Genomic DNA, 26845 nt, shown 5'->3' with positions numbered 1-26845 from the left:
GAATTTTGGCCGCTGCCTTAGAACGGCACGTCGTTGGCCTGTGCAGCTCCCACCACAAATTTCGCCACCACTTTCTTTTCACCGGCCTTGTCGAATTCAATCACCAGCTTGTCGCCCTCGATCTCCATCACCTCACCATAGCCGAATTTCTGGTGAAACACCCGGTCGCCCTCCGTAAATGAGGACGAGGCCGTCATGTCGATCACCATGTTGCGGCTTTCTTTGGGTTGCGCCATGCCGCGCTGCTGGCTGCGCGATTGCAAACGCCGCCAACCAGGCGAATTGTAGACATTTGCGTCCGCCGCCTTTTGGTGCAGGTCCGACCCCATGCCCATGCTGGCCGGATTGGCCGCAGCCGCCATGCCGCCACCATAGAGGCCAGAGGCCGTCAGGACCTCAACATGTTCCTCGGGCAGTTCATCAATGAACCGGCTGGCCATCTGGCTCTGCCATTGGCCATAGACAAGCCGATTGGCCGCAAAGCTGATGCAGCAATGTCGCTCCGCCCGCGTGATGCCCACATAGGCCAGCCGCCGTTCCTCTTCGAGGCCCTTGAGCCCGCTTTCATCCATGGACCGCTGCGACGGGAACAACCCGTCTTCCCAACCTGGCAAGAACACGGCCGGAAACTCCAGACCCTTGGCCCCGTGCAGGGTCATGATGGTGACTTTGTCGTCTTCCTCATCCTGCGCATTGTCCATGATCAGCGACACATGTTCGAGGAACCCTTGCAGATTCTCGAAATTTTCCAACGCCTTGACCAGTTCCTTAAGGTTTTCCAAACGCCCCGGGGCCTCTGGCGTTTTGTCGTTCTGCCAATGGGCGGTGTAGCCGCTCTCGTCCAAGATCATCTCGGCCACTTCGACGTGGGTGTCCGCCTCATCGCGCAGCTGTTTGTACCACCGATCCAACCCCTGCACCAATTCGCGCAGCGCAGCTCCGCCTTTGCCCTTGATCAACCCGCCCTCAACACACAGCCGCGCGCCTTCGACAAGATTGACTCCGTTGGTGCGCGCCGTGGTCTGGATCGTCTGAACCGCCTTGTCGCCCAAGCCCCGTTTGGGGGTGTTCACGACCCTTTCAAACGCCAGATCATCATCTTGACTGACAGCGAGCCGAAAATAGGCCATCGCATCACGGATCTCCATCCGTTCGTAAAAGCGCGGGCCACCGATCACGCGGTAGGGCAGACCGATGGTCAAAAACCGGTCCTCAAAGGCGCGCATCTGATGCGATGCACGCACCAAAATCGCCATATCGTTGAGGTTCATCGGATCAATTCCGCGCGTGCCCCGCTGCATCGCCTCGATCTCTTCACCGATCCAGCGCGCCTCTGTCTCCCCGTCCCAATGGCCGATCAGACGCACCTGTTCGCCGTCTTCGCCGGTCGTGAACAAGGTCTTGCCCAACCGGCCCTTGTTGGCCTCAATCACACCGGCGGCGGCCCCAAGGATGTGCCCGGTTGATCGGTAGTTCTGTTCCAGCCGCACCACCACAGCGCCCGGAAAGTCCTTTTCGAACCGCAGGATGTTGCCCACTTCGGCCCCGCGCCAGCCGTAGATCGACTGGTCATCATCGCCCACGCAGCAGATGTTCTTGTGCCCCTGCGCCAACAGCCGCAGCCACATGTATTGGGCGACGTTCGTATCCTGATATTCGTCCACCAGAATGTAGCGGAACCAACGTTGATACTGATGCAACACATCGTCGTGCTGTTGAAAAATCGTCACCATGTGCAGCAATAAATCGCCGAAATCACAGGCGTTGAGATCCTTCATGCGCTGCTGATAGGCCGCGTAGAGATCAATCCCCTTGCCATCATAGGCACTGCTTTCGGCCACGGGCACCTGCGCGGGCGTCCACGCCTTGTTTTTCCAGCCGTCGATGATCCCCGACAACATCCGCGCGGGCCAGCGTTTGTCGTCAATATTCTCAGCCGCGACCAGTTGTTTGAGCAAACGCAGCTGATCGTCCGTGTCCAGAATTGTGAAATTCGACTTGAGCCCCACCAGCTCCGCATGGCGACGCAGCAACTTAACACAGATCGCATGAAAGGTGCCCAGCCAAGGCATCCCCTCGATATGACCGGTCAAGGCCCCCACCCGCGTCTTCATCTCGCGGGCGGCTTTGTTGGTAAAGGTCACGGCCAAAATCTCATTGGGCCGCGCCGATCCCGTGGCCAGCAAATGGGCAATCCGCGCGGTCAGCGCTTTGGTCTTGCCCGTGCCCGCCCCGGCCAACATCAATACAGGGCCGTCCAAAGCCTCAACCGCCTCACGTTGGGCGGGGTTCAACCCCTCCAAATACGGCGCAGCAAAGCCGCCCATTGCGCGGGCGGACAAAGACCCTGCTGCGGCACGGGGGGCGGTGGCGGCCTCAAAGGCCTCATCATCGGAATAACTGCTCATACCCCAACATCTAGCGTGCCCTGCGTCCCAAGAAAACCCCATGTTCGCGCTCTGTTCGCGCGCGAAACCCCATTGGGGGCAGGATTTCACCCCGCCCCCGTTTCTCTGGTTCAAAAATACCTAAATGAACCCAGATCAAAACAGACGCATCACCGCAGGGTCATGCCCCCGTCCACCATATATTCGCTCCCCGACACGAACGACGCGTCATCCGACAGCAAGAAACACGCGACGGCGGCCACCTCTTCGGCGCGCCCCATGCGTCCCAGCGGCACCGCTTGTGAAATCTGGTCTTTCAGGTCATCCGCATCGGACCCACCCTTGCCCAGCGCATCAAAGAAATTGGTCTCAATCGGGCCCGGCCCGACGGAATTCACGCGAATGCCCCGCCCTGCAAGGTCTTTGGCCCAAGACCGCGCCATCACCGCACAGCTCGCTTTGGTGGCCGCATAGATCGCCCCCTTTGCCCCGCCCAAATAGGGCGCCACAGACGAGGTCAGCAAAACAGCCCCCCCATCGTGGATCAACGGTTTCAGCTGCGCCATCTGCAAGGCGGGCCCGCGCACATTGACGTTCATCATGCCGTCAAAGCCATCCACCGTCATGTCCTCAGTCGCAAAGTTCTGACCGTAGCCTGCATTCAGAAATGCGCCATCAATGCCGCCCATCTGGTCTTTGATCTTCTCAGCCAGCTCAACCGCGGCATCCGGATCTGAGGCATCGTTGCGCAGCACCAAGGACCCCGAGGGCAACGTCCGGCCAGCCTCGTCCAGATGCTCTTGGGTGGTGCCGGTCACGGCCACCTCACCGCCTTCCTCCACAATGCGTTTGGCCGTGGCAAATCCGATGCCAGAGGTGCCGCCAGTGATCAAAATACGTTTGCCTTCAAACCGGTTCATGGTTTCATCCTTCGTGAGGGTTGCGTTGCCCCACCAACCCGACAGCATGCTTGCCGTTCCGTCGAGCGCCGCCAAAATTCGTAGAATTTTGGCCCCCGCCCGCGGCACGCGCCTGTCTTCTACCCAGTTCTACCCGTTTACACCCCGACCAATTTCGCCATAAATGCTGCAACTGCAAAATAGAGGGGCCCGTCCATATGGCTGACTTCAAGAAAATCCTGATCGCAAACCGCGGCGAAATCGCCATCCGTATCATGCGGGCCGCCAATGAGATGGGAAAGAAGACAGTCGCCGTCTTCGCCGAAGAGGACAAATTGGGCCTGCACCGCTTCAAAGCAGATGAGGCGTACCGCATCGGCGAGGGCCTTGGCCCTGTCGCCGCCTACCTCAGCATTGATGAGATGATCCGCGTGGCCAAGGACAGCGGCGCGGACGCCATTCACCCCGGATACGGTCTGCTGTCCGAGAACCCCGATTTCGTCGATGCCTGCCACGCCAACGGCATCAAATTCATCGGCCCCCGGTCTGAAACCATGCGCCAACTGGGCGACAAGGCCAGCGCGCGCCGCGTCGCGATTGAGGCTGGCGTTCCAGTCATTCCCGCCACCGAAGTGCTGGGCGACGACATGAAAGCCATCAAGAAAGAAGCCAAAGAGGTCGGCTACCCGCTGATGCTCAAGGCATCTTGGGGCGGTGGTGGTCGCGGGATGCGCCCCATTATGTCCGAGGACGAGCTTGAGGAAAAAGTCCTTGAGGGCCGCCGTGAGGCCGAGGCCGCCTTTGGCAATGGCGAAGGCTATCTCGAAAAGATGATCATGCGCGCCCGCCATGTTGAGGTGCAAATCCTGGGCGACAGCCACGGGCAAATCTATCACCTGTGGGAACGTGACTGTTCCGTCCAGCGCCGCAACCAGAAGGTCATCGAACGCGCCCCTGCCCCCTACCTCAGCGGCACCCAGCGTGAACAGCTGTGCAATCTGGGCAAGAAAATCTGCGAACACGTGAATTACGAATGCGCGGGCACGGTCGAATTCCTGATGGATATGGACTCGGGCGAGTTTTATTTCATCGAAGTGAACCCTCGCGTGCAGGTTGAACACACCGTCACCGAAGAAGTCACCGGCATCGACATCGTGCAGGCCCAGATCAAGATCGCCGAGGGCAAATCGCTGGTTGAGGCCACGGGCTGCGCGTCGCAATATGACGTCAAACTCGACGGCCACGCGCTGCAAACCCGTGTGACGACCGAAGACCCCTCCAACAACTTCATCCCCGATTATGGCCGCATCCAGACCTACCGCTCTGCCACGGGCATGGGCATCCGTCTGGATGGCGGCACCGCCTATTCGGGAGCTGTGATCACGCGCTATTACGACAGCCTGTTGACCAAAGTGACCGCTTGGGCCCCCACGCCCGAAGCCGCAATCAGCCGCATGGACCGTGCGTTGCGTGAATTCCGTATTCGCGGCGTCAGCACCAACATCGCCTTCGTGGAAAACCTGCTGAAACACCCGACGTTCCTGAACTACGAATACCACACGAAGTTCATCGATGAGACGCCGGAGCTGTTCAATTTCAAGGCGCGCCGCGACCGTGCCACCAAAATCCTGACCTATATCGCCGACATCACCGTCAACGGGCACCCCGAAACCCAAGGCCGCGCCTTACCCGGACCCGAGGCCATCGCCCCCAAAGCGCCCGTCCCGCGCGTCGAAGACCCCAAGCCCGGCACGCGCCAGATCCTTGATCAATTCGGGCCGGAGGCTGTGGCCGACTGGATGCGCGATCAAAAACAGCTGTTGATCACCGACACCACCATGCGTGACGGCCACCAGTCCTTGCTGGCCACCCGCATGCGGTCCATCGACATGATCCGCGTGGCCCCCACTTATGCGGCCAATATGTCGTCGCTGTTCTCCGTGGAATGTTGGGGCGGTGCGACGTTCGACGTGGCCTACCGGTTCTTGCAGGAATGCCCGTGGCAGCGCCTGCGCGACATCCGCGCCAAGATGCCCAACATCATGACGCAAATGTTGCTGCGTGCGTCCAACGGCGTGGGCTACACCAACTATCCCGACAATGTGGTACAAGAATTTGTCCGTCAGGCCGCCGTCAGCGGTGTCGATGTGTTCCGCGTGTTCGACAGCCTCAACTGGGTGGAAAACATGCGTGTGGCGATGGATGCGGTGATCAAGGCCGAAAAGGTCTGCGAAGGCACGATCTGCTACACCGGCGACATCAATGACCCAGACCGGTCCAAGTACAATCTGAAGTACTACGTCGGCATGGCAAAAGACCTTGAAGCCGCAGGCGCCCATGTTCTGGGCCTCAAAGACATGGCGGGCCTGTTGAAACCTGCCGCCGCGACCCAGCTTGTGAAGGCGCTGAAGGAAGAGGTCGGCCTGCCGATCCATTTCCACACCCACGACACCTCTGGGGCGGCGATTGCCACTGTATTGGCGGCCTCCAACGCGGGGGTTGATGTGGTCGATGCGGCGATGGATGCGCTGTCTGGGAACACGTCCCAGCCGACATTGGGGTCGATTGTTGAGGCGTTGAAACACACCGACCGCGACACGGGTCTGGATGTGGGCGCGATCCGTGAGATCAGCAATTACTGGGAAACCGTCCGCGCCCATTATGCTGCCTTCGAAAGCGGCCTTCAGGCGCCCGCGTCCGAGGTCTACCTGCACGAAATGCCCGGTGGCCAGTTTACCAACCTCAAGGCACAAGCGCGATCCTTGGGTCTGGAAGAACGCTGGCATGAGGTCGCCCAGACCTATGCGGATGTGAACCAGATGTTTGGTGATATCGTGAAGGTCACGCCGTCCTCCAAAGTGGTGGGCGACATGGCGCTGATGATGGTCAGCCAGAACCTGACACGGGCCGAGGTCGAGGACCCCAAGACCGATGTGTCCTTCCCCGACAGCGTCGTGGATATGATGCGCGGCAATCTGGGCCAGCCCCCCGGCGGCTTCCCCGACAAGATCGTGGCAAAAGTGCTGAAAGGTGAAAAACCCAATCTGGAACGCCCAGGTGCGTCCTTGCCGCCTGTGGACCTGGAAGAGATCCGCGCGGAGGTCTCGGCAAAACTGGACGGGGCTGAGATCGACGATGAGGATCTGAACGCTTACCTGATGTATCCCAAGGTCTATCTGGATTACGCCCAGCGCCATGAGACCTACGGCCCCGTGCGCACCCTGCCCACGCGGACGTTCTTTTACGGGATGGAACCCTCCGAAGAGATCACGGCAGAAATCGACCCCGGCAAGACGCTGGAAATCCGGATGCAGGCGGTGGCAGAGACCAATGAAGAAGGCGAAGTGAAGGTCTTTTTCGAACTCAACGGGCAACCCCGCACCATCCGCGTGCCCAACCGCATGGTTACCGCCAACACCGTGCAGCGGCCCAAGGCCGAAGCGGGCAATGACAACCATATCGGCGCGCCAATGCCGGGGGTTGTGGCCTCTGTCGCGGCGACCCTGGGCCAGAAGGTCAAAGAAGGTGATCTGTTGCTGACCATCGAAGCGATGAAGATGGAAACCGGCATCCACGCCGAACGGGATGCGACGATCAAGGCCGTGCACATCACCGCCGGTGGTCAGATCGATGCCAAGGACCTGCTGATCGAGTTGGAGTGATCAAAATTCCGGAAGTTTGCTGGGCCGCCAAATGTCGCGAAATTTGGCCCTGCCTCAAAAGTAATTGTCAGGGGCAGCGTTTTACGAAACGCTGCCCCTGATGTCTTTTGGAGGTTCCATGCAACGTCTGTCGTCCGTGTCGATCTTGGTGCCCAGCTACGCCGAAGGCCTTCGCTTTTTCGTGGACACCTTGGGCTTTGATCTGATCTGCAACATCGACGAAGGCCACAAACGTTGGGTCAAGGTCGCACCACGCGGGGCGGAGACGGCGTTCATCCTCGCGCAGGCCAGCACAGAAGACCAGATCGCGGCCATCGGCAATCAATGTGGCGGGCGCGTTTGGCTGATCTTGGAGACCGATGACTTCGCCGGCGATCACGCGGCCTATCTAGCCGCAGGCGTCACGTTCGAAGAACCACCGCGACACGAACCCTATGGCACCGTCGCCGTGTTTCGCGACCCCTTTGGCAACCGTTGGGACCTGATTGAATTCACATGACCGGCACGTCCAAGATCATTGTCCTGACGGACCTGCATCTGCGCGCAGGCGGCAAGACCATCATCGGCCTTGACCCCACGGCGCGGTTCGAAGCGGCCTATGGGGCCGCATTGGCCGATCATGGCGATGCGGCAGCGCTTGTGATCATGGGCGATCTGACCCATTCGGGCCGTGCTGAGGAATTCGCCATTCTGCGCGACACCCTTAAAACCTGTCCCCTGCCCGTCCTGCTGATGTTGGGCAACCATGACGACCGCCCCGTTTTTCGGGCGGCTTTCCCGGACCACCCCGCCACACGTGCGGGCCACGTGCAGCAGATCATGGACCTGCTCCACCACCGTCTGATCACCCTCGACAGTCATGAGGCCAGCCCCGACCCCGTCCATTCCGGCGCTCTGTGTGACGCGCGGCTCTCTTGGCTGGACGAGGCCCTCGCAGGGGCGGGCGACAGGATGCCTTTGGTCTTTGTCCACCATCCACCTTTCGAAACCGGCTTACCGGGGATGGACGCGATCCGGTTGATGAACGGGGGTGATTTGCTGGACCGCTTGCGCCCCACCGGCGCGCATCTATTTTGTGGCCACATCCACCGCACGATCAGCGGGCAGGCAGGCGGCGTGCCGTTTACCATGTTCAAAAGCACCTGCCACCAAGCGCCGCTTGATTTGCACGACCCCGATTGCACCTTATCCACCGCAGAACCCGGCGCCTACGGGCTGTTGTGGCTGACACCGGATGGCGTGGTCGCCCACAGCGAGGACGTGGGGCTTGATATGACCGCCATTTCCGCCACGGACGCTTTACCGGAAGCCTGATTGGTTCCAAGCTTTCTTTAATCTCAGAAAAATAGGCTGGTTTCCGCCTAAATGATCCGAATGGATCAGCGGGAAACCGACAGGGTCAGTGCGGGCTCTCTTTTCCCCCTAGTTCGTGCCGCGCTGCGGCGTATGTCCTATGACAGATCACCGGCGCATGTCGCGTCGGACAACGACATTCAACGAAAGTTAGACACATGAAAACCACAACTCTTCTGCTTGCCGGCACCGCAGCATCCCTGTTGGCGACTTCCGCTTTTGCACAGACAGCCCTTGGCACGTCCGCTGCGGAAGACCGTATCGAATCCCTGAACGAAAGCATCGCCGATGACTTCGCACGCGATCAGACTGCTTTCGGCAACGAAGGCCGCGCGTTGGGCTTCACCGGTTCCATGTCCTTGCAGGCCACAGCGACCTCCGGCAACACCGAAACCACATCCTTGGGTCTGGGCACAAACTTCGGCTACTACGACGGCATGAACGGCTATGAGCTGCAGCTGTCCTACCAGTACAACGAAGACGAAGGCGGCGTGTCCGAAGACAGCCTGCTGTATGAACTGGAATACACACGTGATTTCGGGTCCGCCTACTACGGCTTTGCCAAACTGCAGGGCACCGTGGACAGCTTCCCCAATGAAACGTCCGACAACTTCCTTGGTGCCGGTATCGGTTACCGCGTCTACAACACACGCGACATCCAGTGGGACCTGCAAGCTGGCGTCGGCTACCGTGTGGCTGATCTGACCGGTGTGGACGATCTTGACGAAGGCGCGCTGAGCTTGTCTTCAAGCTACTACAACCGTCTGAACGACGCCGTGGCAATCACCATGGACACCGACGTGATCGGGTCTGAATCCGGCACACGTGTCTTCAACGATCTGGGCGTGAACGTGTCCATGACGGAAACACTGGCGCTGCGCACTTCGCTGATTACAGAGTTCGACACAGACCCCGCCCCCGGCGTGGAAGACACAGACAACGCACTGGGCGTGTCCGTGGTGTATAACTTCAACTAAAACACGCGGGGCCCTGCCCCAACGCGTGTTTGCATGATCATTTTCGGGGGCGGCTTGCGTTTTGCAGCCGCCCCCGTCACGTTCGGGGCTATGATTACACCCCTTTATGCCGCCGCCCTCGCCCTTATCTTCATTGCCCTGTCAATCCGGGTCATCACCTACCGGCGAGGCAACCAGCTGGGCCTTGGCGATCACGGCGACAAAAGCCTGATGAAACGCATGCGGGCCCATGCCAATTTCGCCGAATATGCGCCCTTTGGCCTGCTGCTGATGCTGCTGGTCGAACTGCAGGAGGGCGCGGGCTGGGTACTGCATCTGACGGGGCTGTTGTTGCTGTTGGGACGTGCGGGCCATGCCTATGGGTTTTCCGCCTCTCCGCCGAAAATGAACCTGCGTGTTGGGGGGATGTTGATGACATTCGCGTCGATCGTGGTGTCTGTGCTGGCGATTTTGTGGCTCACCGCCTTTGGGGGCTGACCCGTTCGGGGGCGCTTTGGAAAAATCTCATTTTTGATGATTTTTCCTCTTGCGGGGCACGGCCAGACTTTATAGATCGGCGTCACGAAATGATGCGGGCGTAGCTCAGGGGTAGAGCATAACCTTGCCAAGGTTAGGGTCGGGCGTTCGAATCGCCTCGCCCGCTCCATTTCGAAGACCGAGGGCACCCACCTCGCGAAACAGACCACCCTTCGGGGTGGTTTTTTCGTTTCTGGCCCTCTTTCATTTCTGGCCAAGTCCGTCCTAGCCAACCGGTCGCGCAGCTGGCGGCCGATCAGATGATGGGTTCTTGTGGGCTGCTGTCCGCGGGCAAGACACCGATCTTACGCGGGTCATCGGCGATTTCGACTTGGCGAGCATAGGCCGTAAATCCGCTGCGAATGTAGAACGGCAGGGCCTGCGGGCTGTCCAAAGTACAGGTGTGGACGTGAAACCGCGTGATCGGCTGCGCCCAAGCCTTGTCCAGCGCATGTTCCATCAACCACCGCCCTGCCCCGGTGCCCACCATCGCAGATGTCAGCCCAAAGTAGCCCAGTTCGCATGCGCCGGGTTCACGGAAATCAAGCTCTAACATCCCTTCGTCGCGCCCCTTAACGCGCACAGAGAAGATATGAACATCATCGCGGTGAAGGATCGCGGCCAGCTCTGCGTCATCCATGCCCAGCCGTGAAAACCACATCCAATCCTGCCCGCCGACCCGCATGAACAAATCGCGGTACCACTCCAAATCCGGTTTGGGGTGTTCGACCAACTGTGCGGCAACGGGCGGCACGGTGCGGGGCGCCGGACGCGCAAACATCTGCAAATGCGTGACCACGGCGGCGATTTTGCCTTCAGGAACGTCCCAGAACTCTGACTGCATCTGCTGGCCTTTCTCAATTCTGCCGCATTATTTCCCTGACATGGCCGCTGCCATCCCTGAATTCCGCCACGGGTAAACGATTTGTTTACGAATAAGAAACACCATCGCCGCAAGGAGAAGACCCCGTGCCAGCCGCCCCTCAGACGCCATCAAAGACGCAAGCGCCCCCAAAGAGCAATGCGTCTATGCCAGCACAGGGCTGTTTGACACTAGATGAGGCTTTGGCGCGGCTGGACCGCCTGAAAACCCGTCCGCAACGTGCTGTCCATCTGCTGGGGCGCAACCTGCATCTGTGTGCAGATGCACGGGTTGCGCGGTGCTTGATGGAGTGCGCAATAACGACAAGCCGGTTTGACGTGGCCGAGGATGTTTTGACTGTGGCAGAGGACCCGTCGGGCCTCATGCGCGCGCACCTGTGCCTTGTGCGCGATGATCCGGCGGGCGCTGTTGCGGCCCTGCGGGCGGTGCCTGCGAATGCTTTGGATCGGGCACGGTTCTTTGGCCTTCGGGTCCGCGCCCTTGCCTTGTCCGGAAACTATTCCTGCGCCGTGACCGCGACCTTTGAATGGGCCGCCGATTTTCCAGGCGCGCCGGTCCCCTACCGCACCTTGGCGCGCGCCTTGGCTGATGGCGATGATCCACGGGCGCAGGATTGGTTCGAATGTGCGGTTTTCGTCACCGGTGGCAACACGTCCTGCCGCCTTGATCTGGCCGAACATCTGATGGAACAGGGCAAGGCCAAATCCGCGCGGGCGCATCTGGATATCCTCACTGCCGCCAATGGCACAGCCGCAAGGCGGCGCGATGCGCTGATGCGTGCGCTTTAGGGTCCTGTTGCCCAATGGCAAAGAGTGTCACCAATTTGGCCCAAGCCGCTTGGCCTGCGCCCCCCCACCGCCTATAGATCGCCCCAACACGACGCCCCCGCCGAGGACAGGACCCCCATGCGCCGCAGCACGATCACCCGCAAGACCGCCGAAACCGATATCTCAGTTGAGATTAACCTTGATGGCACCGGTCGCTACGACAACCAGACCGACGTGGGCTTTTTTGATCACATGCTGGACCAACTGGCCCGTCACAGCCTGATCGATATGACGATCCGCGCCACGGGCGATCTGCACATCGACGACCACCACACCGTCGAGGACACGGGCATCGCGCTGGGTCAGGCCTTGGTCGAAGCCTTGGGCGACAAACGGGGCATCAACCGCTACGGCGATTGTCATCTGGCCATGGACGACGCCCAAGTGCGCTGTGCGCTGGATCTGTCCGGCCGTCCCTTCCTGATCTGCAATCTGGACCTGCCCACCGCCAAAATCGGCAGCTTTGACACCGAACTGGTGCGCGAATTCTTTCAAGCGTTCAGCACCCATGGCGGCATCACCTTGCACATCGACACATTGCACGGCTTCAACAGCCACCACATCGCTGAGGCGGCGTTCAAATCCGTGGCCCGCGCCCTGCGTGTCGCGGTTGAAACCGATCCGCGCAAGGCGGATGCGATCCCGTCTACCAAGGGCGCGCTCTAGGTCATGACCACCGTTCTGATCGATTATGACAGCGGCAACCTGCATTCGGCGCAAAAAGCGTTCGAACGCATGGCGGCGGAAACCGGTGCCGGTGCGGTGCGGGTCACGTCCGATCCGGACGTGGTTCGTACCGCCGACCGGATCGTACTGCCCGGCGACGGAGCCTTCCCCCATTGCCGCGACCAGCTTTATGGCGTGTCCGGCATGGCCGAGGCCATCACCGAAGCGGTCCAAAAGGACGCCAAGCCCTTCATGGGCATCTGTGTCGGCATGCAAATGCTGGCCCGTCGCGGGTTCGAATATCGCGAAACCGAAGGCTTCGGCTGGATCGACGGTGAAATCCATAAAATCACGCCCGCCGATCCCAGGTTGCCCGTGCCCCACATGGGCTGGAACGATTTGGTCATCGAACAGGACCACCCGGTGTTGGCCGGTCTGAAAACAGGCGATCACGCCTATTTCGTCCACTCATGGCAGATGAAAATGTCCGATCCCGCCCAACGACTGGCCCATTGCGACTACGCCGGTGATGTCACCGCGATTGTGGCGCGCGACACGATTATCGGCACGCAATTCCACCCTGAGAAAAGTCAGGACGCCGGTTTGCGCATGATCGGCAACTTCCTCAACTGGGCACCTTGACGCCACAGCGGAAACGAAAAAACCCGAAGCCTGTCAAAGACTTCGGGTTCATTCTTTAGACAATCAGACAGGTCTTACTGACGTGTCCCCTCTTATTGACGTGTCCACGTGCCGCCATCGCGGCAGATGCCCAGCACACAGCCGTTCACAGACAAGGTGTTGCCGTTCAACTGCAACCGCGAGTTATAGGTCCGGTCGCGGTCTGGCGAATAGACTTTGCCGCGATATTCACCACCGCCCTGAGGCACGGTTTCGGAAATGATCTGGCGGCCCACGTTGTCCGTCTGAATCTGGTTGCCGGAGGCGTCATAGGCCCGGATCAACGTGCCACACAGCGCGTTGCCACACGGCGCCACCTGGATCAGGCCGCTGTTGCCGTTGTCATCTTGGGCTGTGCGCCAGTTGCCCAACAGGGGCTCTGCTGTCGCCGCACCGGCAAGGCCGACGATGGCAGCCAGTGTAAGTGTGAGTGTCTTCATTGTGGTCTCCTCCCTGAGATTGCAGTCATCCTGCCCTTGCCAAGTGATTCCAATCAACCGTGACGTAGGGTCCGCAGGCCGTTGCATCCCGCCTGCACCCGTGCAAAACCGCGCGCAACTGACGAAAGGAAACGCCATGATCCTCTATCCCGCCATTGACCTCAAAGACGGACAGGCCGTGCGCCTTGTGCATGGGGATATGGATCAAACGACGGTGTTCAACGATGATCCCGCAGCCCAAGCCCGCGCCTTTGTGGAGGCCGGATGTGAATGGCTGCATCTGGTGGATCTGAACGGCGCCTTCGCAGGCCAACCCGTAAACGCGGCCCCCGTTGAGGCGATCCTCAACGCCTGCCCCGTGCCCGCCCAACTGGGCGGCGGCATCCGTGACATGGCCACGATTGAGGCATGGATCGACAAGGGTCTGGCCCGTGTGATCTTGGGCACGGTCGCCGTGGAAAACCCTGATCTGGTGCGGGACGCCGCGCGGGAATTCCCCGGCAAGGTCGCCGTGGGGCTTGATGCCCGCAACGGCTTTGTCGCCACCAAGGGCTGGGCCGAAGAAACGGACGTACAGGTCACCGACCTCGCCAAATCGTATGAAGACGCTGGCATCGCTGCGATCATCTACACCGACATTCTGCGCGACGGCGCCATGAAAGGGCCCAACATCGATGCGACCGAGGCTTTGGCCCGCGCCGTCGATATTCCGGTCATCGCCTCGGGCGGTGTGTCGTCTCTGGCGGATTTGGCGGCCTTGAAGGCCACGGGCGTGATCTCTGGCGCGATTTCGGGCCGCGCCTTGTACGATGGCGCGATTGACCTGACGCAGGCCCTCTCCGCGCTCAGGAATTAGGGTCAGGGGATCAATCAAAAACGGTTCGGGGGGCGGCCCCCAGCAGATCAAAGCTGGCTTGTCTCTCAAACACACCCGCAACCGGTGCGCCGGCCAGCAGTTTGGCACGCTCCGCATCCAGTACCAGCGCGGCCTCAAGATCAAACAGCGTGCTCAAACTGGACGCACGTTCGCGCTGTGCCATCACAACAGCGGTGGGCTGGGCTGCGGGATCATCCACCGCACTTAATAAAATCGTCTCTGCCGAAGCGGAGCCCGCGGCCATAAGGCCGAATACAAAAGCGAAAACTGGGGTGCGCATGGCTATCATCCTTTGGTGCTATGCTCAACTTACGGCATCCATATAGGTTCCCCTAAATCACGACGCAGTGTTGTTTCACGGGTTCACGGCGATGTGTCGGGGCCAGCCCCCCTTCCCCTTTGAGGGCTTTGGGCCTAAACCGCTGGCATGCTTAAAACACGCATCATCCCCTGCCTCGATGTCGCCAATGGCCGTGTGGTCAAAGGCGTCAACTTTGTTGATATCGTCGACGCGGGCGATCCCGTTGAAAGTGCGATCCGTTACAATGACATGGGCGCGGATGAGCTGTGTTTCCTCGACATTATGGCCACCGAAGAAAACCGAGGCACCATGTATGATCTGGCCACCCGCACGGCGGAGGCCTGTTTCATGCCGCTGACCATCGGTGGCGGCGTGCGCACCCATGAGGACGTCCGCAAACTGCTGTTGGCGGGGGCGGACAAAGTGTCGTTCAACTCTGCCGCTGTGGCCAACCCCGATGTGCTGACCGAAGCCGCCTTGCGTTTCGGCTCCCAATGCATTGTCTGCGCCATCGACGCCAAAACCGTCGCACCCGGACGGTGGGAGATTTTCACCCACGGCGGCCGGCGGCCCACCGGCATCGATGCGATCGAATTCGCGCTCACGGCGCAGGCCAAGGGTGCGGGCGAAATCCTTTTGACGGCCATGGACAACGACGGCACCAAATCCGGCTTCAATCTGGCGCTGACGAAGGCCGTGACCGATGCGGTCAATATTCCTGTGATCGCCTCGGGCGGGGTGGGCACGCTGGATCACTTGGTCGACGGCGTCACCAAAGGTGGCGCCTCAGCGGTGCTTGCGGCATCGATCTTTCACTTCGGCACATTTACGATTCCTCAAGCCAAGGCGCATATGCATGCCGCCGGCGTCCCCGTAAGGCTCTGACATGACATTGCAAAACCTCGCACAGACGATTCTTGCCCGCAAGGACGCGGACCCTGACACCAGTTGGACGGCCAAATTGCTGTCGAACCCTGACAAGGCGGCTGAAAAATTCGGCGAAGAAGCGGTTGAGGCGATTATTGAGGCCACCAAAGGCGACGCCGCGCGGCTGACGACCGAAGCCGCCGACGTGATCTACCACCTGCTGGTCATGTGTGCGGCCCACGGTGTCACACTGGGCGACATCGAAGGCGAACTTGCCAAACGCACCGCCCAATCAGGCATCGCAGAAAAGGCCAGCCGATGATCCGACATATCGCGTTTTTCTCGGCTCTGGACCCAGCCCACCTTGATGAGATTGAGGCCGGCCTGTGGATCCTCAAAGACAACCCCCATGCGGCAACCTTCGCGGTTCACCGCAACCTGAACCTCGATGAAATCTCAGGCCCGCAGCCGGACTTCATCGTCATGGCCGACCTGAAGGATGAGGCCGCCTTGGCCGCCTACAAAGCCCACCCCCTCTATGCAGAATCGATCCGCCGCGTGCGCCCACTGCGCGATGTGCGCATGGCCGCAGACCTGCACCTGCCGGATTGACGCGCCGCCCCCTTTCTCTGGTTCTAAAATACCTCGGGGTCCGGGGCAGCGCCCCGGGCCGACGGCAAAGCATCGACGACACCACGCCGGTATTGAACCCACCCATCCGCAATTCCCCAAACAACCGCTGGTATTCGATTTTGGGGCAGCGATTCTGGATCACGGTAACGCCGCGCGCCTCCGCCGTGGCGGCGGCTTGGGCATGTTCCACCCCGATCTGCATCCAGATCGTCTGCAGATCCGGCCAGCGCGTCAGCGCCTCATCCACGATGGCGGGCACCGCGTCGGGGCGGCGGAAAATATCGACCATATCCACATCAAACGGAATATCCGCGAGCGTGCCGTAAACCGTTTCGCCAAACAGCATCTGCCCTGCCAACCCGGGGTTCACCGGGATCCCCCGAAACCCCTTCAACGCCAGATAGCGCGCCACAAAATAGCTGGGGCGCACAGGGTTCTTGGACACCCCGACCACCGCCACCGTTTTGGCCCGCTGCAGGACCGATTTCAAAAGTTGATCGCTATACATCCCCCCTCCTACCGCAGCGCGCGCCCATAAAAAAGCGCCCTCAGCCAAAAGGCCGGGGCGCGAAGTCTTGGAACGAGGGACAATGAAACGCCGCAGCAAGGTTCCAATCGCTGCGCCTGATCGTCATTTATGACCTCAAAGGGCTCGTTGAACCCCTCCTCGCCATTTCGTGATCAGTTCAGGACCTGCGGCCAGTTGGCGTCACCGGCGGCAATATGGCCCGGAATGTCACGGGCCCAACGCCGCTGGATGCGGTGCGAATAATTGAGGTAGAGCTTGCCATCCACGATCTCCCACGCCTCGGGCACCACTGACGCGGTGTAGCCCTGCGACACGGCCCAGGCACAATAGCCGCCGTATTGCGGCGCATGGGCCTCAGGGTCGGCCAGAAACGTTGCCCTATTCTGAGCGGAGGCAAAATGCCATGTGGTGTCATTCCACTGGGCGGCGAACGCCTCCGATCCGATCACGGGGCGGTTTTCGGTGAAATAGGCCACTGGATCAGCCCCGCGAATGGCGGCTGTTCCGTCTGAATAAAAGGCAGGCTCTTGCGCCGCCACGGCGGAGGCAAAGCCCAGCGTAGCGGGCGCTGCTGCGGCAGAAGACAGGAACAAACGACGGGTCAACATGAGGCTCTCCGATCACGTCGAAGGGAACAGGCGCGCGGCCAGATCGATCTGACCGCGCAGGTTTTGGGGCTGGGGTCAGGCCAGAACTCCGGGCCAGTTGGCATCAGCCAAGGCGATGTTGCCGGGGATGTCTTCGGACCAGACCTGACGGACATTGACCGAGAAATTGAGGTAAAGCTTGCCCTCATAGATCGTCCACGCTTCAGGCACGGAGGTCGCGATGGCGCCCTTGGTCATCGCAAAGGCGCAATAGCCACCATACTGTGGGGCATAGGCCTCAGGGTTGCCCATGAAGGTTTCCATATTTTCCGCAGAGGCAAAGTGCCACGTCGCACCTTCCCATTCCAGCGCATGGTCAGCCGACCCGATTACAGGCGCGCCTTCGGTGAAAAAAGCGACGGGGTCAGCGCCGCGAATGGCGATGCCATCCTCAGCAAAAACGGCAGGTTTGGCGGCCATGGCAGGGCGCGCAAACAAAAGGGCAGTTGGGGCGGCAGCGGCAGCGGCCAGAAGGTGACGACGGGAGATCATGGGTTGGTCCTTAAAGTTTTGCGTTTCGTTGCATCTTATCTGGACCAGCTTTTTGCGCAAAAATACCCCACCTCGCCGTTCTGTGACCGATCGTGGGCCGTGCGTGCGCAAATGTTTCAATCAATAATGTCTTCGATGGCGTCCCAAGCTTCTTCCATAAAATGACGTAGCAACCCTTTGCGTTTCTTACGTTTTTTGGACTTTACAGCCTTCGGATGGGGCTGCTTGGGATGCGCGGGCTTGGGCGTTTTGCGCAGCGGAGCCGCAACCCGCGCAGGGGCAGCTTCAGGTGCTTTTCGTAACATTTTAAGGTCATGCAAAGGGGCGCCGCAGCTTGAACAGACCAGTTCATGGCGGTCATCGCCCTTCAACACCAGCGCAGCCCGCGTGCCGCAGTAACAACAAGTGGCGATCTTTTGGGCCGGCATGGCAGTCCTTTAGCGTTAGGGTTTTACTGCATATAGGGCGACAGCGGCCGCATTTGAGACGTTGAGCGATCCAAACTCGCCAGCAAAGTCGATTTTTACCAACTGATCGCAGGTGTCTTTCGTTTTATCACGCAATCCCGGGCCTTCCGCGCCCAGCACCAGCGCAATGGCGCGGTCACGTTTGCCGTCTATCGCGGCGTCGATCGTGACGTCCGCCTCTCCGTCCAGACCCAGCACCAGATAGCCCATGCCCTGCAATTCGGTGATTGCATCGGCTAGATTGCGCACGCGCACATAGGGCTGGCGTTCCATGGCCCCACTGGCGGTTTTGGCTAAAGCGCCGGTTTCAGGGGCCGCATGACGCGACATGGCCACGACGGCCTGCGCCCCGAACACCTCAGCCGAGCGCAGGATCGCGCCCACGTTGTGGGGGTCGGTCACACGGTCCAGCAACACGACGCGGGGGGGCCGTGTGCCATCGCCCATGCAGGCCTCTTCAAGCTTACCCCAATCCAGCGGTTTGACCTCTAACGCGGCACCTTGGTGAACGGACTGGGGATCAATGGGGGCTGCAAATTTGCGCGGATCGCTGATTTCAGGTTCGGGCCCATGGGCCACCGCATCGCCCAAACGGTCCAGCGCATTGCGCGTGACCACCAGCCGCAGCTTTTCACGCGCGGGGTTCATCAACGCATCGCGCACGGCATGCAGCCCGAAAAGCCACACGGTCTGCGCCGCGGCTGCCCGTTTGGCCTGCTCTTTTTCGACGACCCACTTTGGCTTTTTCATCTTGTCATCCTATCCGTTTGCCCCCTCATGAGGGGGTTCGGCAAAAACCGCAAGCTTTGGGTCAGAATTGAGGTTGACGCCCTATGGGGTCGCAGCTATTCACCCCGCCAGTGGGCGACAGGCCGCAAGGTGTGGCAGGGGACTGTAACTCCCTCGCGGAGACGCACGCCTGGTTCGATTCCAGGGTCGCCCACCACTCAACATACAAGCAAACGCAGCCGGATCGATCCACTGGATCGATCTTTCCTACGCCATTGGCAGGGGCCACCTGCGGTTCCCTCGCGGAGACGCGCCCCATCACAGGTCAACGCGATCCAAGGGGGTTACATGGCCCAGCGCCGGCCCTATAGTCGCCCTAACAGGTGAACAGGCACATTTCATGGCAAAGACACAAACGAAGAATGCCCCCGTTGGCGACTTTGATATCGTAGCCGTCGGCCAAGGGGGACGGCTGCAATACGAAGCCGTTTTGCTGGCAGCGTCTCTCAAAGCCAAAGCGCCGTCATTTCAAGGCACCCTTTATATCGCCGAACCCCAGCCGGGGCCATTGTGGACCCGCGATCCAAGCATGCGGGGCGACATCAAGGGGGCGTTGGAAGAGTTGGGCGCAATGATCCTGCCGTTTGAGAACACGGCCTTTGGCGAAAGCTACCCCCATGGCAACAAGATCGAAGCGCTCTGTGCTATGCCCGAAGGGCGCAATTTCCTGTTTTTGGACACAGACACACTGATCGTGGGCGATCTGGGGACGTTGGACACGGATTTCAGAAGGCCCGCGGCCTCCATGCGGCGCACGGGCACTTGGCCCGAAGAAGAACTGTACTGGCCGGGCTATACGGCAGTTTGGAAATCGCTTTATGACAAATTCGGGTTGGAGTTTGACAGCACCCTCGATCTGTCCCAACCGGATGAGTATTGGGAACGGTATCTTTATTTCAATGCAGGCTGGGTGACGGGCCACGATGCCCCTGCCTTTGGCGCGCGCTGGCGCGATTGGGCGGTGGACATTCGCGACAATCACCCCGAGGAGCTGGTGCTGCAATCCTTCGATCCGTGGTTGGACCAGATTGCCCTGCCCCTCGTGATCCACAGTTTTGGCGGTGGGCGGCCCGGCGATGATCTTGCAGGTTTGGATGGGGATTTGACCTGTCATTACCGAATGCTGCCACTGCTCTATGCCCGTGAGGGTGATGCGGTGGTCGAGGCTTTGGCGGAGGTTGCGGCCCCCAACAAAGTCAAAAAATGGCTCAAGCAATATGACCCATTCAAGCGGATGATCTATCAAGAACGTGGATTGAAAGTGCGCGATCTATTTGACCAGAACGACCTGCCGCCGCGCGAACGCCAGATCCGCAACACGATCAAGCGCGAAGGCTTCTGGATGCGCTAGGGTCCGGTGTCGGGACGATCTGACGATCGGGTCCTGCGGACGGCGGGGGGCAAATTTTCGGGCGAAAATTTGGGGTCTTTTCCCGAGGAGGCGGTGTTCGGGGCGTCTTTTGGGTTTTTAGGTATTTTTGAACCAGAGAAACAGGGGACGGCACCTGTTGACGCAGCTGTGAGTGGCCGAATGTGCGCGCGGAGGGTATCGGGCAGGTTATGTTGCGCATGATCCTTATATTTTTGGCTGTCGTCTTTGTGCCTGTGGCGGGCGCGGCCTGCAGCGGGCAGACCGCCTGCACGTTGGGCGACCGGTCCTATCATCTGCGCGCGCCTGATGGGTGGGACGGCGTCAGCCCCCTGCCCGTGTTGCTACACTTTCACGGCTGGGGCCGCCAAGGCGGGTTGATTGTGCGTCATGACCGGATTGCTGTGGGTGCTGTGGCCGAGGAAGTGTTGCTGGTGGCGCCCAATGGTCTGGGCGGCAGTTGGGATTTCAGGCGGCCCGGATCGCGCGATACCGCTTTTGCGCGGGCCGTGCTGAAGGACGTGGCGGCGCGGTATCCGGTGGACCCTGACCATATCTTCGTTTCGGGATATTCCTATGGCGCCTATATGGCGTGGCGGTTTGTCTGTGATGACGGTGCGGATGTTGCCGCCCTTTTGGCTGTGGCGGGGAGTTTTCCTGCAGGGGCTGATTGCGATCAGGCCCCGCGTGAAACACGACAGGTCTACGGGTTGGACGATCAGGTCCTGGATTTTCCCTTTGGACCTGGCGGAGAGACCGACACGCCGGTGGCCCTTTGGCGTGACCGTTTCGGGTGCGGCGAGGGGCAGGATCAGGGGCCTTGGAACGCGCGCCCGTTTTTGACGTTTCAACGCACCGTCTGGGACTGCCCCGGTGGACGTGTGACGTTGGATTTGCATCCCGGTGGCCATTTCATTCCCCATGACTGGATCCCCATTCAGGTTGAGCAAATTCTGTCCCAGCGCGATTGATCGAAACATCCGCTTTGTTTGGGTGTTATCGGTGGACCGTGCGTTCTTTCACCCCGACGTGCCGTTGAGGTTGCCGCGCCCCTTGCGTAAGGTCGCGCCAAACCAAGGGAGATCACCATGACCGACACGCCAAGCTACGGCTTTGACACGCTGCAAATTCACGCAGGCGCCCGCCCTGATCCGGCCACAGGCGCGCGCAACACGCCGATTTACCAAACGACCGCCTATGTGTTCCGCGATGCAGACCACGCGGCTGCATTGTTCAACCTGCAAGAGGTCGGATACATCTATTCGCGTCTGACCAACCCCACCGTGGCGGTTTTGCAAGAACGTATCGCCACACTTGAAGGCGGTGCGGGTGCCGTGTGCTGTTCGTCGGGTCACGCAGCCCAAATCATGGCGCTGTTCCCGATCATGTCGCCCGGCATGAATGTTGTGGTGTCAAGCCGTCTTTATGGGGGCACGATCACCCAGTTCAGCCAGACCATCAAACGGTTCGGCTGGGAAGCCAAATTCGTCGACATGGACGATCTGGACGCCGTGAAAGCCGCGATCGACGACAACACCCGCGCGGTCTTTGGCGAAGCCATCGCCAACCCCGGCGGCTATATCATGGACGTGCGCGCCATCGCCGATATCGCGGATGCGGCGGGCGTGCCGCTGATCATCGACAACACCACGGCCACGCCGTACCTGTGCCGCCCGATCGAACACGGGGCCACGCTGGTGGTGCATTCCACGACCAAATACCTGACGGGCAATGGATCCGTCACCGGTGGCTGCGTTGTGGACAGCGGCAAATTCGACTGGGCCGCGTCCGACAAGTTCCCATCGCTGAGCGAGCCTGAGCAGGCCTATCACGGCCTGAAATTCGCGGAGACCTTCGGCCCGCTGGCCTATACGTTCCACGGCATCGCCATCGGTCTGCGTGATCTTGGCATGACGATGAACCCACAGGCCGCGCATTACACGCTGATGGGGATCGAAACCCTTAGCCTGCGCATGGATCGCCATGTTGAGAACGCCACCAAGATTGCCAAATGGCTCGAGGCGGATGACCGGATTGAGTATGTGACCTACGCGGGTCTTGAAAGCTCCCCCTATTTTGATCGGGTGAAGGATGTCTGCCCACGGGGTGCGTCTTCGCTGTTCACCTTCGCGGTCAAGGGCGGCTATGACGCCTGCATCAAGCTGGTCGATGCGTTGGAGATTTTCAGCCACGTGGCCAACCTGGGCGATGCGCGGTCGCTGATCATCCATTCGGCGTCCACCACCCACCGTCAGTTGACGGCAGAGCAGCAAGAGGCCGCAGGCGCGGGCCCCGGTGTTGTGCGCGTGTCCATCGGTCTGGAAGACGCTGATGATCTGATCGCAGATCTGGATCAGGCGCTGTCAAAAGCCGTATCCTGATCTTTATCAGTCACTTATTGATCTGTCTTAATGTGAAAAGGGCCCCGAAATCGGGGCCCTTTTTCAGTTATCGATGTTGAAAACCATCGTCACTGAGGCGTTCAAATCAATCTCACCTGCAGCGACGGGCACATCGAATGACGGGGCGGAGGCCATGGCCTCCATCATCACGGGTTCCGCGCGAAACGGTTGGTATCCTCCGCCGCCTTGTTCGGAGATCGACAGAACATCGCCCACGGTCACACCCGCGGCGTCCGCATATAAGCCCGCATTGCGCATGGCCTCCGCCACGGCACGGCGGCGTGCCTCATCGGTGGCGGCAGACGGGTCTTGCAGGCCGAATGTCACGCGGTCCAGCCGGTTGGCCCCATCGCCCACAAGGGCCGCCAAGAGGCCGCCCAGACGGTCCAGATCATTGACCTGCACGTTGACCGAATTGACCGCACGGTAGCCCACGATCTGCTGGCCGGAGCTGAGCGCCGAATTCGAATACTGCGGCTGCAAGCGCACAGCGCCAGTTTGAATATCAGCGGGCGCCACGCCTTCCACGTCCAAACGCGCCAGAATCGCAAGCGTCGCAGCGCTGGCTGCATCCAGCGCGGACGCAGCGTCTTCGTCATTGGTTTGCACGCCGACGGTGATCGTTGCCATATCGGGGGGCAGCGTGACCTCCCCCTGTCCGGTCACGGTGATCGTGCGCGGGCTGTCGGCACGGGCGGAAAAGCCTGCCATCACCAACAGGGCGGCAAACATCATAAGGGGCAAAAAACGGCGCATATCAAGGCTCCTTTCAGCGGCAATATCCATAGTATGACGTACCTCAGCCCGCCGTCCTTGGGGGAAATCAATAAAATTTGTCCCGCTTGGCCTGCGCGAAACCTTGCTGTAGCGTTGCGCCTGTTATGAATGGGGAGTTTGCACCCCTGCTTGAGGATGCTAAATCACCATCATGAAACCGAATTTTGCACTGTCCTTGTCGTTTGACGGCCTGCGCTTGATGCACCGTGTGGACGGTGGTTGGCACATGGTTGGCCAAGTGGCATTGGACAATCCCGACCTGCCCGGCGCGCTGGCGCGGCTCAAAGAGGCCGCCGAGGGCCTTGATCCGGCCCCTTTTGCGACCAAGCTGCTGATTCCCAATGAGCAGATCAAATATCTGGCACTCGACACGACACGGGCCGAGGACGAAGACGTGCGCGCGGCCCTCCACGGGGCCACGCCCTATGCGGTCGATGATCTGGTGTATGATTTCGCCAAGGGGGGCGGGCGGACCTATGTGGCCGCCGTCGCCCGTGAAACGCTAGACGAAGCACAGGGGTTCGCTGCGGAACACGGGTTCAACCCCGTCAGCTTCGCGGCCGTGCCCGAACCCTTTACCTATGTGGGGGAGGCCTACTTCGGGTCCGTCGAAGGCCATACGGTTGAACAGGATAACGACGCGGTCGTGGTCATTGGCGAAGCGGATGTGACCATTCCGGCGGCACCAGTTGTGGCGGCCCCTGCCCCCGTCACGCCCGAGGCGGAACCGGTTGCGGACGACACGCCGACAGATGCGGCCCCCGAGGTTACAACCGAGGAGGCTGCGACCTTCGAAGAGCTTCCTATCGCGGCACCTGAACCCCAGCCTGAGGTGATCCCTGATCCCGCGCCTGAGGTGCCACCAGAGCCTGAGCCTGAGCCTGAGCCTGAGCCTGAGCCTGAGCCTGAGCCTGAGCCTGAGCCTGAGCCTGAGCCTGAGCCTGAGCCTGAGCCTGAGCCTGAGCCTGAGCCTGAGCCTGAGCCTGAGAAACCAGAACCGGACGCGGCGGAGGAGGTCAATCCTCCGATGTTCGCATCGCGCCTGCGGGCTGACCGGACGGATGGTGCACCAACGGCCCCTACCCCGACTGTGTCCGCACCCGTCGCCAATCCCCAACCCAATGGCCGCGCCGAACCCACGTTCAGCCGCCGCACAAAGCCGACCCTCGCCGTGCCGACCGATACGGACCCAAAGGCCGGGCCACCAGTCGCGGCACCATCCCAACCCGACATTTCAGCCCCGCCCGTTGCGGCCCCCGACACGCAGGCCCCGGCCCCCGCAGCACAGGCCCCCGCCATCACCGGAGACACCCCCGTCGCTGTGTCGCCTGATGTGGCCGCCGCCACCCTGCAAGTAGAACCAGAGCCAGCGGCCCCCGCGCAGGATGACACGCCCCAGCGCAGTGCTGGCGCCGCAGCCTTGGGTGCGGCCACAGCCGTGGGTGGTGCTGTGGGCGGCATGTTTGCCAGCCGCCGCATGGCCAGCGCTGAGAAGAACGACGCCCCCCCCGAGGCTGAGGACACCTCCCGGCTTACCGTATTCGGCGCGCGCAAGAAGACGCCCCCGAAAGAGAAAGTCGTTGGCGGCAAGCCGCGCTTTTTGGGGCTGATCCTGACGGCCGTGCTGTTGTTGTTCCTGCTGGCGGTCGCGGCCTTTGCCGCCCTGTCCAACGAAACCGTGGCCCGCTGGCTGGGCTTGGGCGGGACCCAGACCGAAATCGCGACCCCAGACACGCCCACGCCAGTGGCGGCCCAACCTGCAACGGATGTGGCCGCCGTCGAGGCCCCTGCCCCTGCCCCTGCCCCCGAACCCGTGACAGAGCAAGACGACGCCCTGAACGCCCCCTCGATCGCGGCCTCCGGACAGGTTCTGACCCCCGAAGAGGCGCAGCGCATCTATGCCGCCACGGGCGTCTGGCAACGCGCGCCTCGCATCCCGCAGGTGCCGCGCACCACCACTTTGGACGCCTTGGATGTCGCAGCATTGCCGCGTCCTGTGGCGCGGGTCGCGGCAAGCCCCTTGGCGGATGCAAGCAGCGTGGCCGGTGACGCCGTGATCGCCACGCCCGTCGATCCGCCCCCCCCGTCGGCCACATTCACCTTCGGCGCGGACGGGCTTGTGGTGGCTACGCCCGAAGGCGCTGTAACGCCCGATGGGATCTTGATCATCGCGGGCGCGCCGCCCCTCAATCCGCCCACCCGGCCGGGCACCATTGCCCCCGAAATCACACCGCAAGATCAGCTTGCCGCCGTGGTGCCAGACACCGCAGCCCCCCTGCCTGACGCCCCTGAGGGCGTCATTGTCATTTCTGGCAGACCCGCCATCAGCCCGCCGATCCGTCCGGGCACGACAGCACCCGTGACGCCCCCCGCCGCCGAAGCGCTCGCCGTAGGGGAGGCCCCGCTGGTGGCCACCGATGGCTTGATCGTGCTGGCCGGATCGCCACCTGTTTTGCCGCCTGTGCGTCCCGGCACGCAAGCCCCTGTTGCCCAACCCGCACCCGTTGTGCCGGAGGTTGTGGACACCCCGCAGCCCCCCGCTCAGCCGGGTCCCAATTCTGTTGCCCAGCCTGAGGGCCTCAACGTGATTGCAGGGCCACCGCCTGTGTTGCCGCCCGCGCGTCCGGGCACCCAAGCCCCGCAACAAGACGCCGCTGTGGACAACTTGACGACCGATGTGACCGCTGCCCTTGCCACATCAACGGCGCAAGTCCCCGACGCCAATACCCTGCGCCCCTTGGTGCGCCCTGCCGCCATCGTCCAAGCCGCTGTCGCACAGGCCAACACGCCGGTGTTGGGCACTCTCACGTCGGCGCAGGCCGCAGCCTTCCGCCCGCAGACTCGGCCCGCCGGATTGGCCCCGCCCCCCGCACCAGGGCCCGCGCCTGAAGACCCCCCCGAAGACACCGCCGCTGCCGCCCAGCCCGCCGGCCTGCAACTGGCCCCCGAAATCGCAGCCGCTGTGCAGGCCGCCGCCGCCCGGCCCGAGACCATCATCAACCCCACGCAGCAAGCCGTCGCTGTCTCTGGCCGCCCCGACACACGCCCCCGAAATATGGCACGGATCGTGGAACGCGCACAGGCCGCACAGGCCCGCGCAGCCCAGCAGGTCGCAGCCGCTGCCCCCCGCGCCGTACAACCAAGCGGCCCCACAGGCAGCGCCGTGGCCCAGAACGCAACGCTCGATAACGCGATCAACCTGCGCGACATCAACCTGATCGGCATCTACGGCGGATCAGGCGACCGCCGCGCCCTCGTGCGGCTGGCCAATGGGCGCTATCAACGTGTGACTGTGGGCGACCGTCTGGATGGGGGCCGCGTCACCGCGATCAGCGCCGCGCGCCTCAGCTACACCAAACGGGGTCGCGCCATCACCCTCGAAGTGCCCGGCTAAACCCTGTCCG

Annotated in this window: 26 protein-coding genes, 2 tRNA genes and 1 pseudogene; 18 read left to right on the top strand and 11 right to left on the bottom strand. The window is 61.2% G+C overall.

Going from position 1 to position 26845, the window contains the following annotated elements; genetic code table 11:
* Positions 1-17: 17 nt before the first annotated feature.
* Positions 18-2408 carry an ATP-dependent helicase gene (locus ACTG36_RS03565; RefSeq protein ID WP_375281692.1) on the bottom strand — a complete coding sequence of 797 codons (2391 nt, stop codon included), beginning with the start codon at positions 2406-2408 and terminating at the stop codon, positions 18-20.
* A 149-nt stretch (positions 2409-2557) separates the two neighbouring features.
* The gene (locus ACTG36_RS03560; RefSeq protein WP_375281693.1) at positions 2558-3307 is read right to left on the bottom strand and encodes an SDR family oxidoreductase; all 750 of its coding nucleotides are present in this window, start codon (positions 3305-3307) and stop codon (positions 2558-2560) included.
* A gap of 197 nt (positions 3308-3504) precedes the next feature.
* On the opposite strand from ACTG36_RS03560, the gene ACTG36_RS03555 reads away from it, so the two are divergent.
* The 6 genes from ACTG36_RS03555 to ACTG36_RS03530 all read left to right on the top strand — a co-directional run bounded on the left by ACTG36_RS03555 (position 3505) and on the right by ACTG36_RS03530 (position 9924).
* Positions 3505-6948 carry a pyruvate carboxylase gene (locus ACTG36_RS03555; RefSeq protein ID WP_375281694.1) on the top strand — a complete coding sequence of 1148 codons (3444 nt, stop codon included), beginning with the start codon at positions 3505-3507 and terminating at the stop codon, positions 6946-6948.
* A 118-nt stretch (positions 6949-7066) separates the two neighbouring features.
* Positions 7067-7447, top strand: a complete 381-nt coding sequence (locus tag ACTG36_RS03550) for a VOC family protein (RefSeq protein ID WP_375281711.1) — start codon at positions 7067-7069, stop codon at positions 7445-7447.
* Positions 7444-8262, top strand: a complete 819-nt coding sequence (locus ACTG36_RS03545) for a phosphodiesterase (RefSeq protein ID WP_439141473.1) — start codon at positions 7444-7446, stop codon at positions 8260-8262. The genes ACTG36_RS03550 and ACTG36_RS03545 overlap by 4 nt, the downstream gene beginning before the upstream one ends.
* 197 nt (positions 8263-8459) lie before the next feature.
* Positions 8460-9278, top strand: a complete 819-nt coding sequence (locus ACTG36_RS03540) for a DUF481 domain-containing protein (protein ID WP_375281696.1) — start codon at positions 8460-8462, stop codon at positions 9276-9278.
* Positions 9279-9311: 33 nt separating this feature from the next.
* Positions 9312-9755: an MAPEG family protein gene (locus ACTG36_RS03535; protein WP_375281697.1), complete on the top strand. Its 444-nt coding sequence runs from the start codon at positions 9312-9314 to the stop codon at positions 9753-9755.
* 94 nt (positions 9756-9849) lie between these two features.
* Positions 9850-9924, top strand: a tRNA-Gly gene (locus ACTG36_RS03530).
* A 126-nt stretch (positions 9925-10050) separates the two neighbouring features.
* Here the strand turns inward: ACTG36_RS03530 and ACTG36_RS03525 are convergent.
* Positions 10051-10638, bottom strand: coding sequence for a GNAT family N-acetyltransferase (locus tag ACTG36_RS03525; RefSeq protein ID WP_375281698.1), 588 nt, complete (start codon positions 10636-10638; stop codon positions 10051-10053).
* 185 nt (positions 10639-10823) lie between these two features.
* Here ACTG36_RS03525 and ACTG36_RS03520 point away from each other — a divergent pair, with 185 nt between their 5' ends.
* The 3 genes from ACTG36_RS03520 (at position 10824) to hisH (ending at position 12812) form a co-directional block, all read left to right on the top strand.
* Entirely contained in the window at positions 10824-11465 is a 642-nt protein-coding gene (locus tag ACTG36_RS03520) for a hypothetical protein (RefSeq protein ID WP_375281699.1), read from the top strand.
* Positions 11466-11582: 117 nt separating this feature from the next.
* A complete protein-coding gene (gene hisB, locus ACTG36_RS03515) occupies positions 11583-12170 on the top strand; it encodes an imidazoleglycerol-phosphate dehydratase HisB (RefSeq protein WP_375281700.1) in 588 nt (195 codons plus the stop codon).
* A 3-nt stretch (positions 12171-12173) separates the two neighbouring features.
* Positions 12174-12812, top strand: coding sequence for an imidazole glycerol phosphate synthase subunit HisH (hisH, locus tag ACTG36_RS03510; protein ID WP_375281701.1), 639 nt, complete (start codon positions 12174-12176; stop codon positions 12810-12812).
* A 92-nt stretch (positions 12813-12904) separates the two neighbouring features.
* Here the strand turns inward: hisH and ACTG36_RS03505 are convergent, their stop codons facing one another.
* Entirely contained in the window at positions 12905-13291 is a 387-nt protein-coding gene (locus tag ACTG36_RS03505; protein WP_375281702.1) for a DUF2147 domain-containing protein, read from the bottom strand.
* Positions 13292-13427: 136 nt separating this feature from the next.
* On the opposite strand from ACTG36_RS03505, the gene hisA reads away from it, so the two are divergent.
* On the top strand, positions 13428-14147 hold the full coding sequence (hisA, locus tag ACTG36_RS03500) for a 1-(5-phosphoribosyl)-5-[(5-phosphoribosylamino)methylideneamino]imidazole-4-carboxamide isomerase (protein WP_439141469.1): 720 nt from the start codon (positions 13428-13430) through the stop codon (positions 14145-14147).
* Between the two features lie 10 nt (positions 14148-14157).
* Here hisA and ACTG36_RS03495 read toward each other — a convergent pair whose 3' ends face one another.
* Positions 14158-14448, bottom strand: coding sequence for a hypothetical protein (locus tag ACTG36_RS03495; protein WP_375281704.1), 291 nt, complete (start codon positions 14446-14448; stop codon positions 14158-14160).
* Positions 14449-14595: 147 nt separating this feature from the next.
* On the opposite strand from ACTG36_RS03495, the gene hisF reads away from it, so the two are divergent.
* From hisF to ACTG36_RS03480, 3 genes are read left to right on the top strand one after another with little or no spacing between them, the layout of a single operon-like run.
* On the top strand, positions 14596-15354 hold the full coding sequence (gene hisF / locus ACTG36_RS03490) for an imidazole glycerol phosphate synthase subunit HisF (RefSeq protein ID WP_375281705.1): 759 nt from the start codon (positions 14596-14598) through the stop codon (positions 15352-15354).
* 1 nt (position 15355) lies between these two features.
* On the top strand, positions 15356-15658 hold the full coding sequence (locus ACTG36_RS03485) for a phosphoribosyl-ATP diphosphatase (RefSeq protein ID WP_375281706.1): 303 nt from the start codon (positions 15356-15358) through the stop codon (positions 15656-15658).
* Positions 15655-15948, top strand: coding sequence for a Dabb family protein (locus ACTG36_RS03480; RefSeq protein ID WP_375281707.1), 294 nt, complete (start codon positions 15655-15657; stop codon positions 15946-15948). The genes ACTG36_RS03485 and ACTG36_RS03480 overlap by 4 nt, the downstream gene beginning before the upstream one ends.
* Before the next feature lie 67 nt (positions 15949-16015).
* Here the strand turns inward: ACTG36_RS03480 and ACTG36_RS03475 are convergent.
* From ACTG36_RS03475 to rlmB, 5 genes and pseudogenes are all read right to left on the bottom strand, one after another.
* A pseudogene (locus ACTG36_RS03475) lies at positions 16016-16477 on the bottom strand (CoA-binding protein); the annotation flags it as partial.
* 173 nt (positions 16478-16650) lie between these two features.
* Positions 16651-17106 carry a YHS domain-containing (seleno)protein gene (locus ACTG36_RS03470; protein ID WP_375281709.1) on the bottom strand — a complete coding sequence of 152 codons (456 nt, stop codon included), beginning with the start codon at positions 17104-17106 and terminating at the stop codon, positions 16651-16653.
* A 75-nt stretch (positions 17107-17181) separates the two neighbouring features.
* Positions 17182-17637, bottom strand: coding sequence for a YHS domain-containing (seleno)protein (locus ACTG36_RS03465; protein ID WP_439141466.1), 456 nt, complete (start codon positions 17635-17637; stop codon positions 17182-17184).
* Positions 17638-17753: 116 nt separating this feature from the next.
* A complete protein-coding gene (locus tag ACTG36_RS03460; protein ID WP_375282259.1) occupies positions 17754-18065 on the bottom strand; it encodes a hypothetical protein in 312 nt (103 codons plus the stop codon).
* Positions 18066-18080: 15 nt separating this feature from the next.
* Positions 18081-18854 carry a 23S rRNA (guanosine(2251)-2'-O)-methyltransferase RlmB gene (gene rlmB / locus ACTG36_RS03455; RefSeq protein ID WP_375282260.1) on the bottom strand — a complete coding sequence of 258 codons (774 nt, stop codon included), beginning with the start codon at positions 18852-18854 and terminating at the stop codon, positions 18081-18083.
* A 112-nt stretch (positions 18855-18966) separates the two neighbouring features.
* Here rlmB and ACTG36_RS03450 point away from each other — a divergent pair.
* The 4 genes from ACTG36_RS03450 (at position 18967) to ACTG36_RS03435 (ending at position 22643) form a co-directional block, all read left to right on the top strand.
* Positions 18967-19050, top strand: a tRNA-Tyr gene (locus ACTG36_RS03450).
* A 183-nt stretch (positions 19051-19233) separates the two neighbouring features.
* Positions 19234-20244 (top strand): hypothetical protein, encoded by a 1011-nt coding sequence (locus tag ACTG36_RS03445; RefSeq protein ID WP_375282261.1) that lies wholly within the window; start codon positions 19234-19236, stop codon positions 20242-20244.
* Positions 20245-20462: 218 nt separating this feature from the next.
* Positions 20463-21233, top strand: a complete 771-nt coding sequence (locus ACTG36_RS03440) for an alpha/beta hydrolase family esterase (RefSeq protein ID WP_375282262.1) — start codon at positions 20463-20465, stop codon at positions 21231-21233.
* 117 nt (positions 21234-21350) lie between these two features.
* Positions 21351-22643: an O-acetylhomoserine aminocarboxypropyltransferase/cysteine synthase family protein gene (locus tag ACTG36_RS03435; protein WP_375282263.1), complete on the top strand. Its 1293-nt coding sequence runs from the start codon at positions 21351-21353 to the stop codon at positions 22641-22643.
* A 63-nt stretch (positions 22644-22706) separates the two neighbouring features.
* Here ACTG36_RS03435 and ACTG36_RS03430 read toward each other — a convergent pair whose 3' ends face one another.
* A complete protein-coding gene (locus ACTG36_RS03430) occupies positions 22707-23420 on the bottom strand; it encodes an SIMPL domain-containing protein (RefSeq protein ID WP_375282264.1) in 714 nt (237 codons plus the stop codon).
* Positions 23421-23592: 172 nt separating this feature from the next.
* Here ACTG36_RS03430 and ACTG36_RS03425 point away from each other — a divergent pair, with 172 nt between their 5' ends.
* Positions 23593-26835, top strand: a complete 3243-nt coding sequence (locus ACTG36_RS03425) for a hypothetical protein (RefSeq protein WP_439141463.1) — start codon at positions 23593-23595, stop codon at positions 26833-26835.
* The last annotated feature ends 10 nt before the right edge of the window (positions 26836-26845 follow it).

The sequence above is a fragment of the Pseudooctadecabacter sp. genome, from assembly GCF_965657175.1.
GTDB lineage: Bacteria > Pseudomonadota > Alphaproteobacteria > Rhodobacterales > Rhodobacteraceae > Octadecabacter.
Note: the sequence above shows the minus strand (reverse complement) of the source record. Positions and strands in the feature narration are given on the sequence as shown.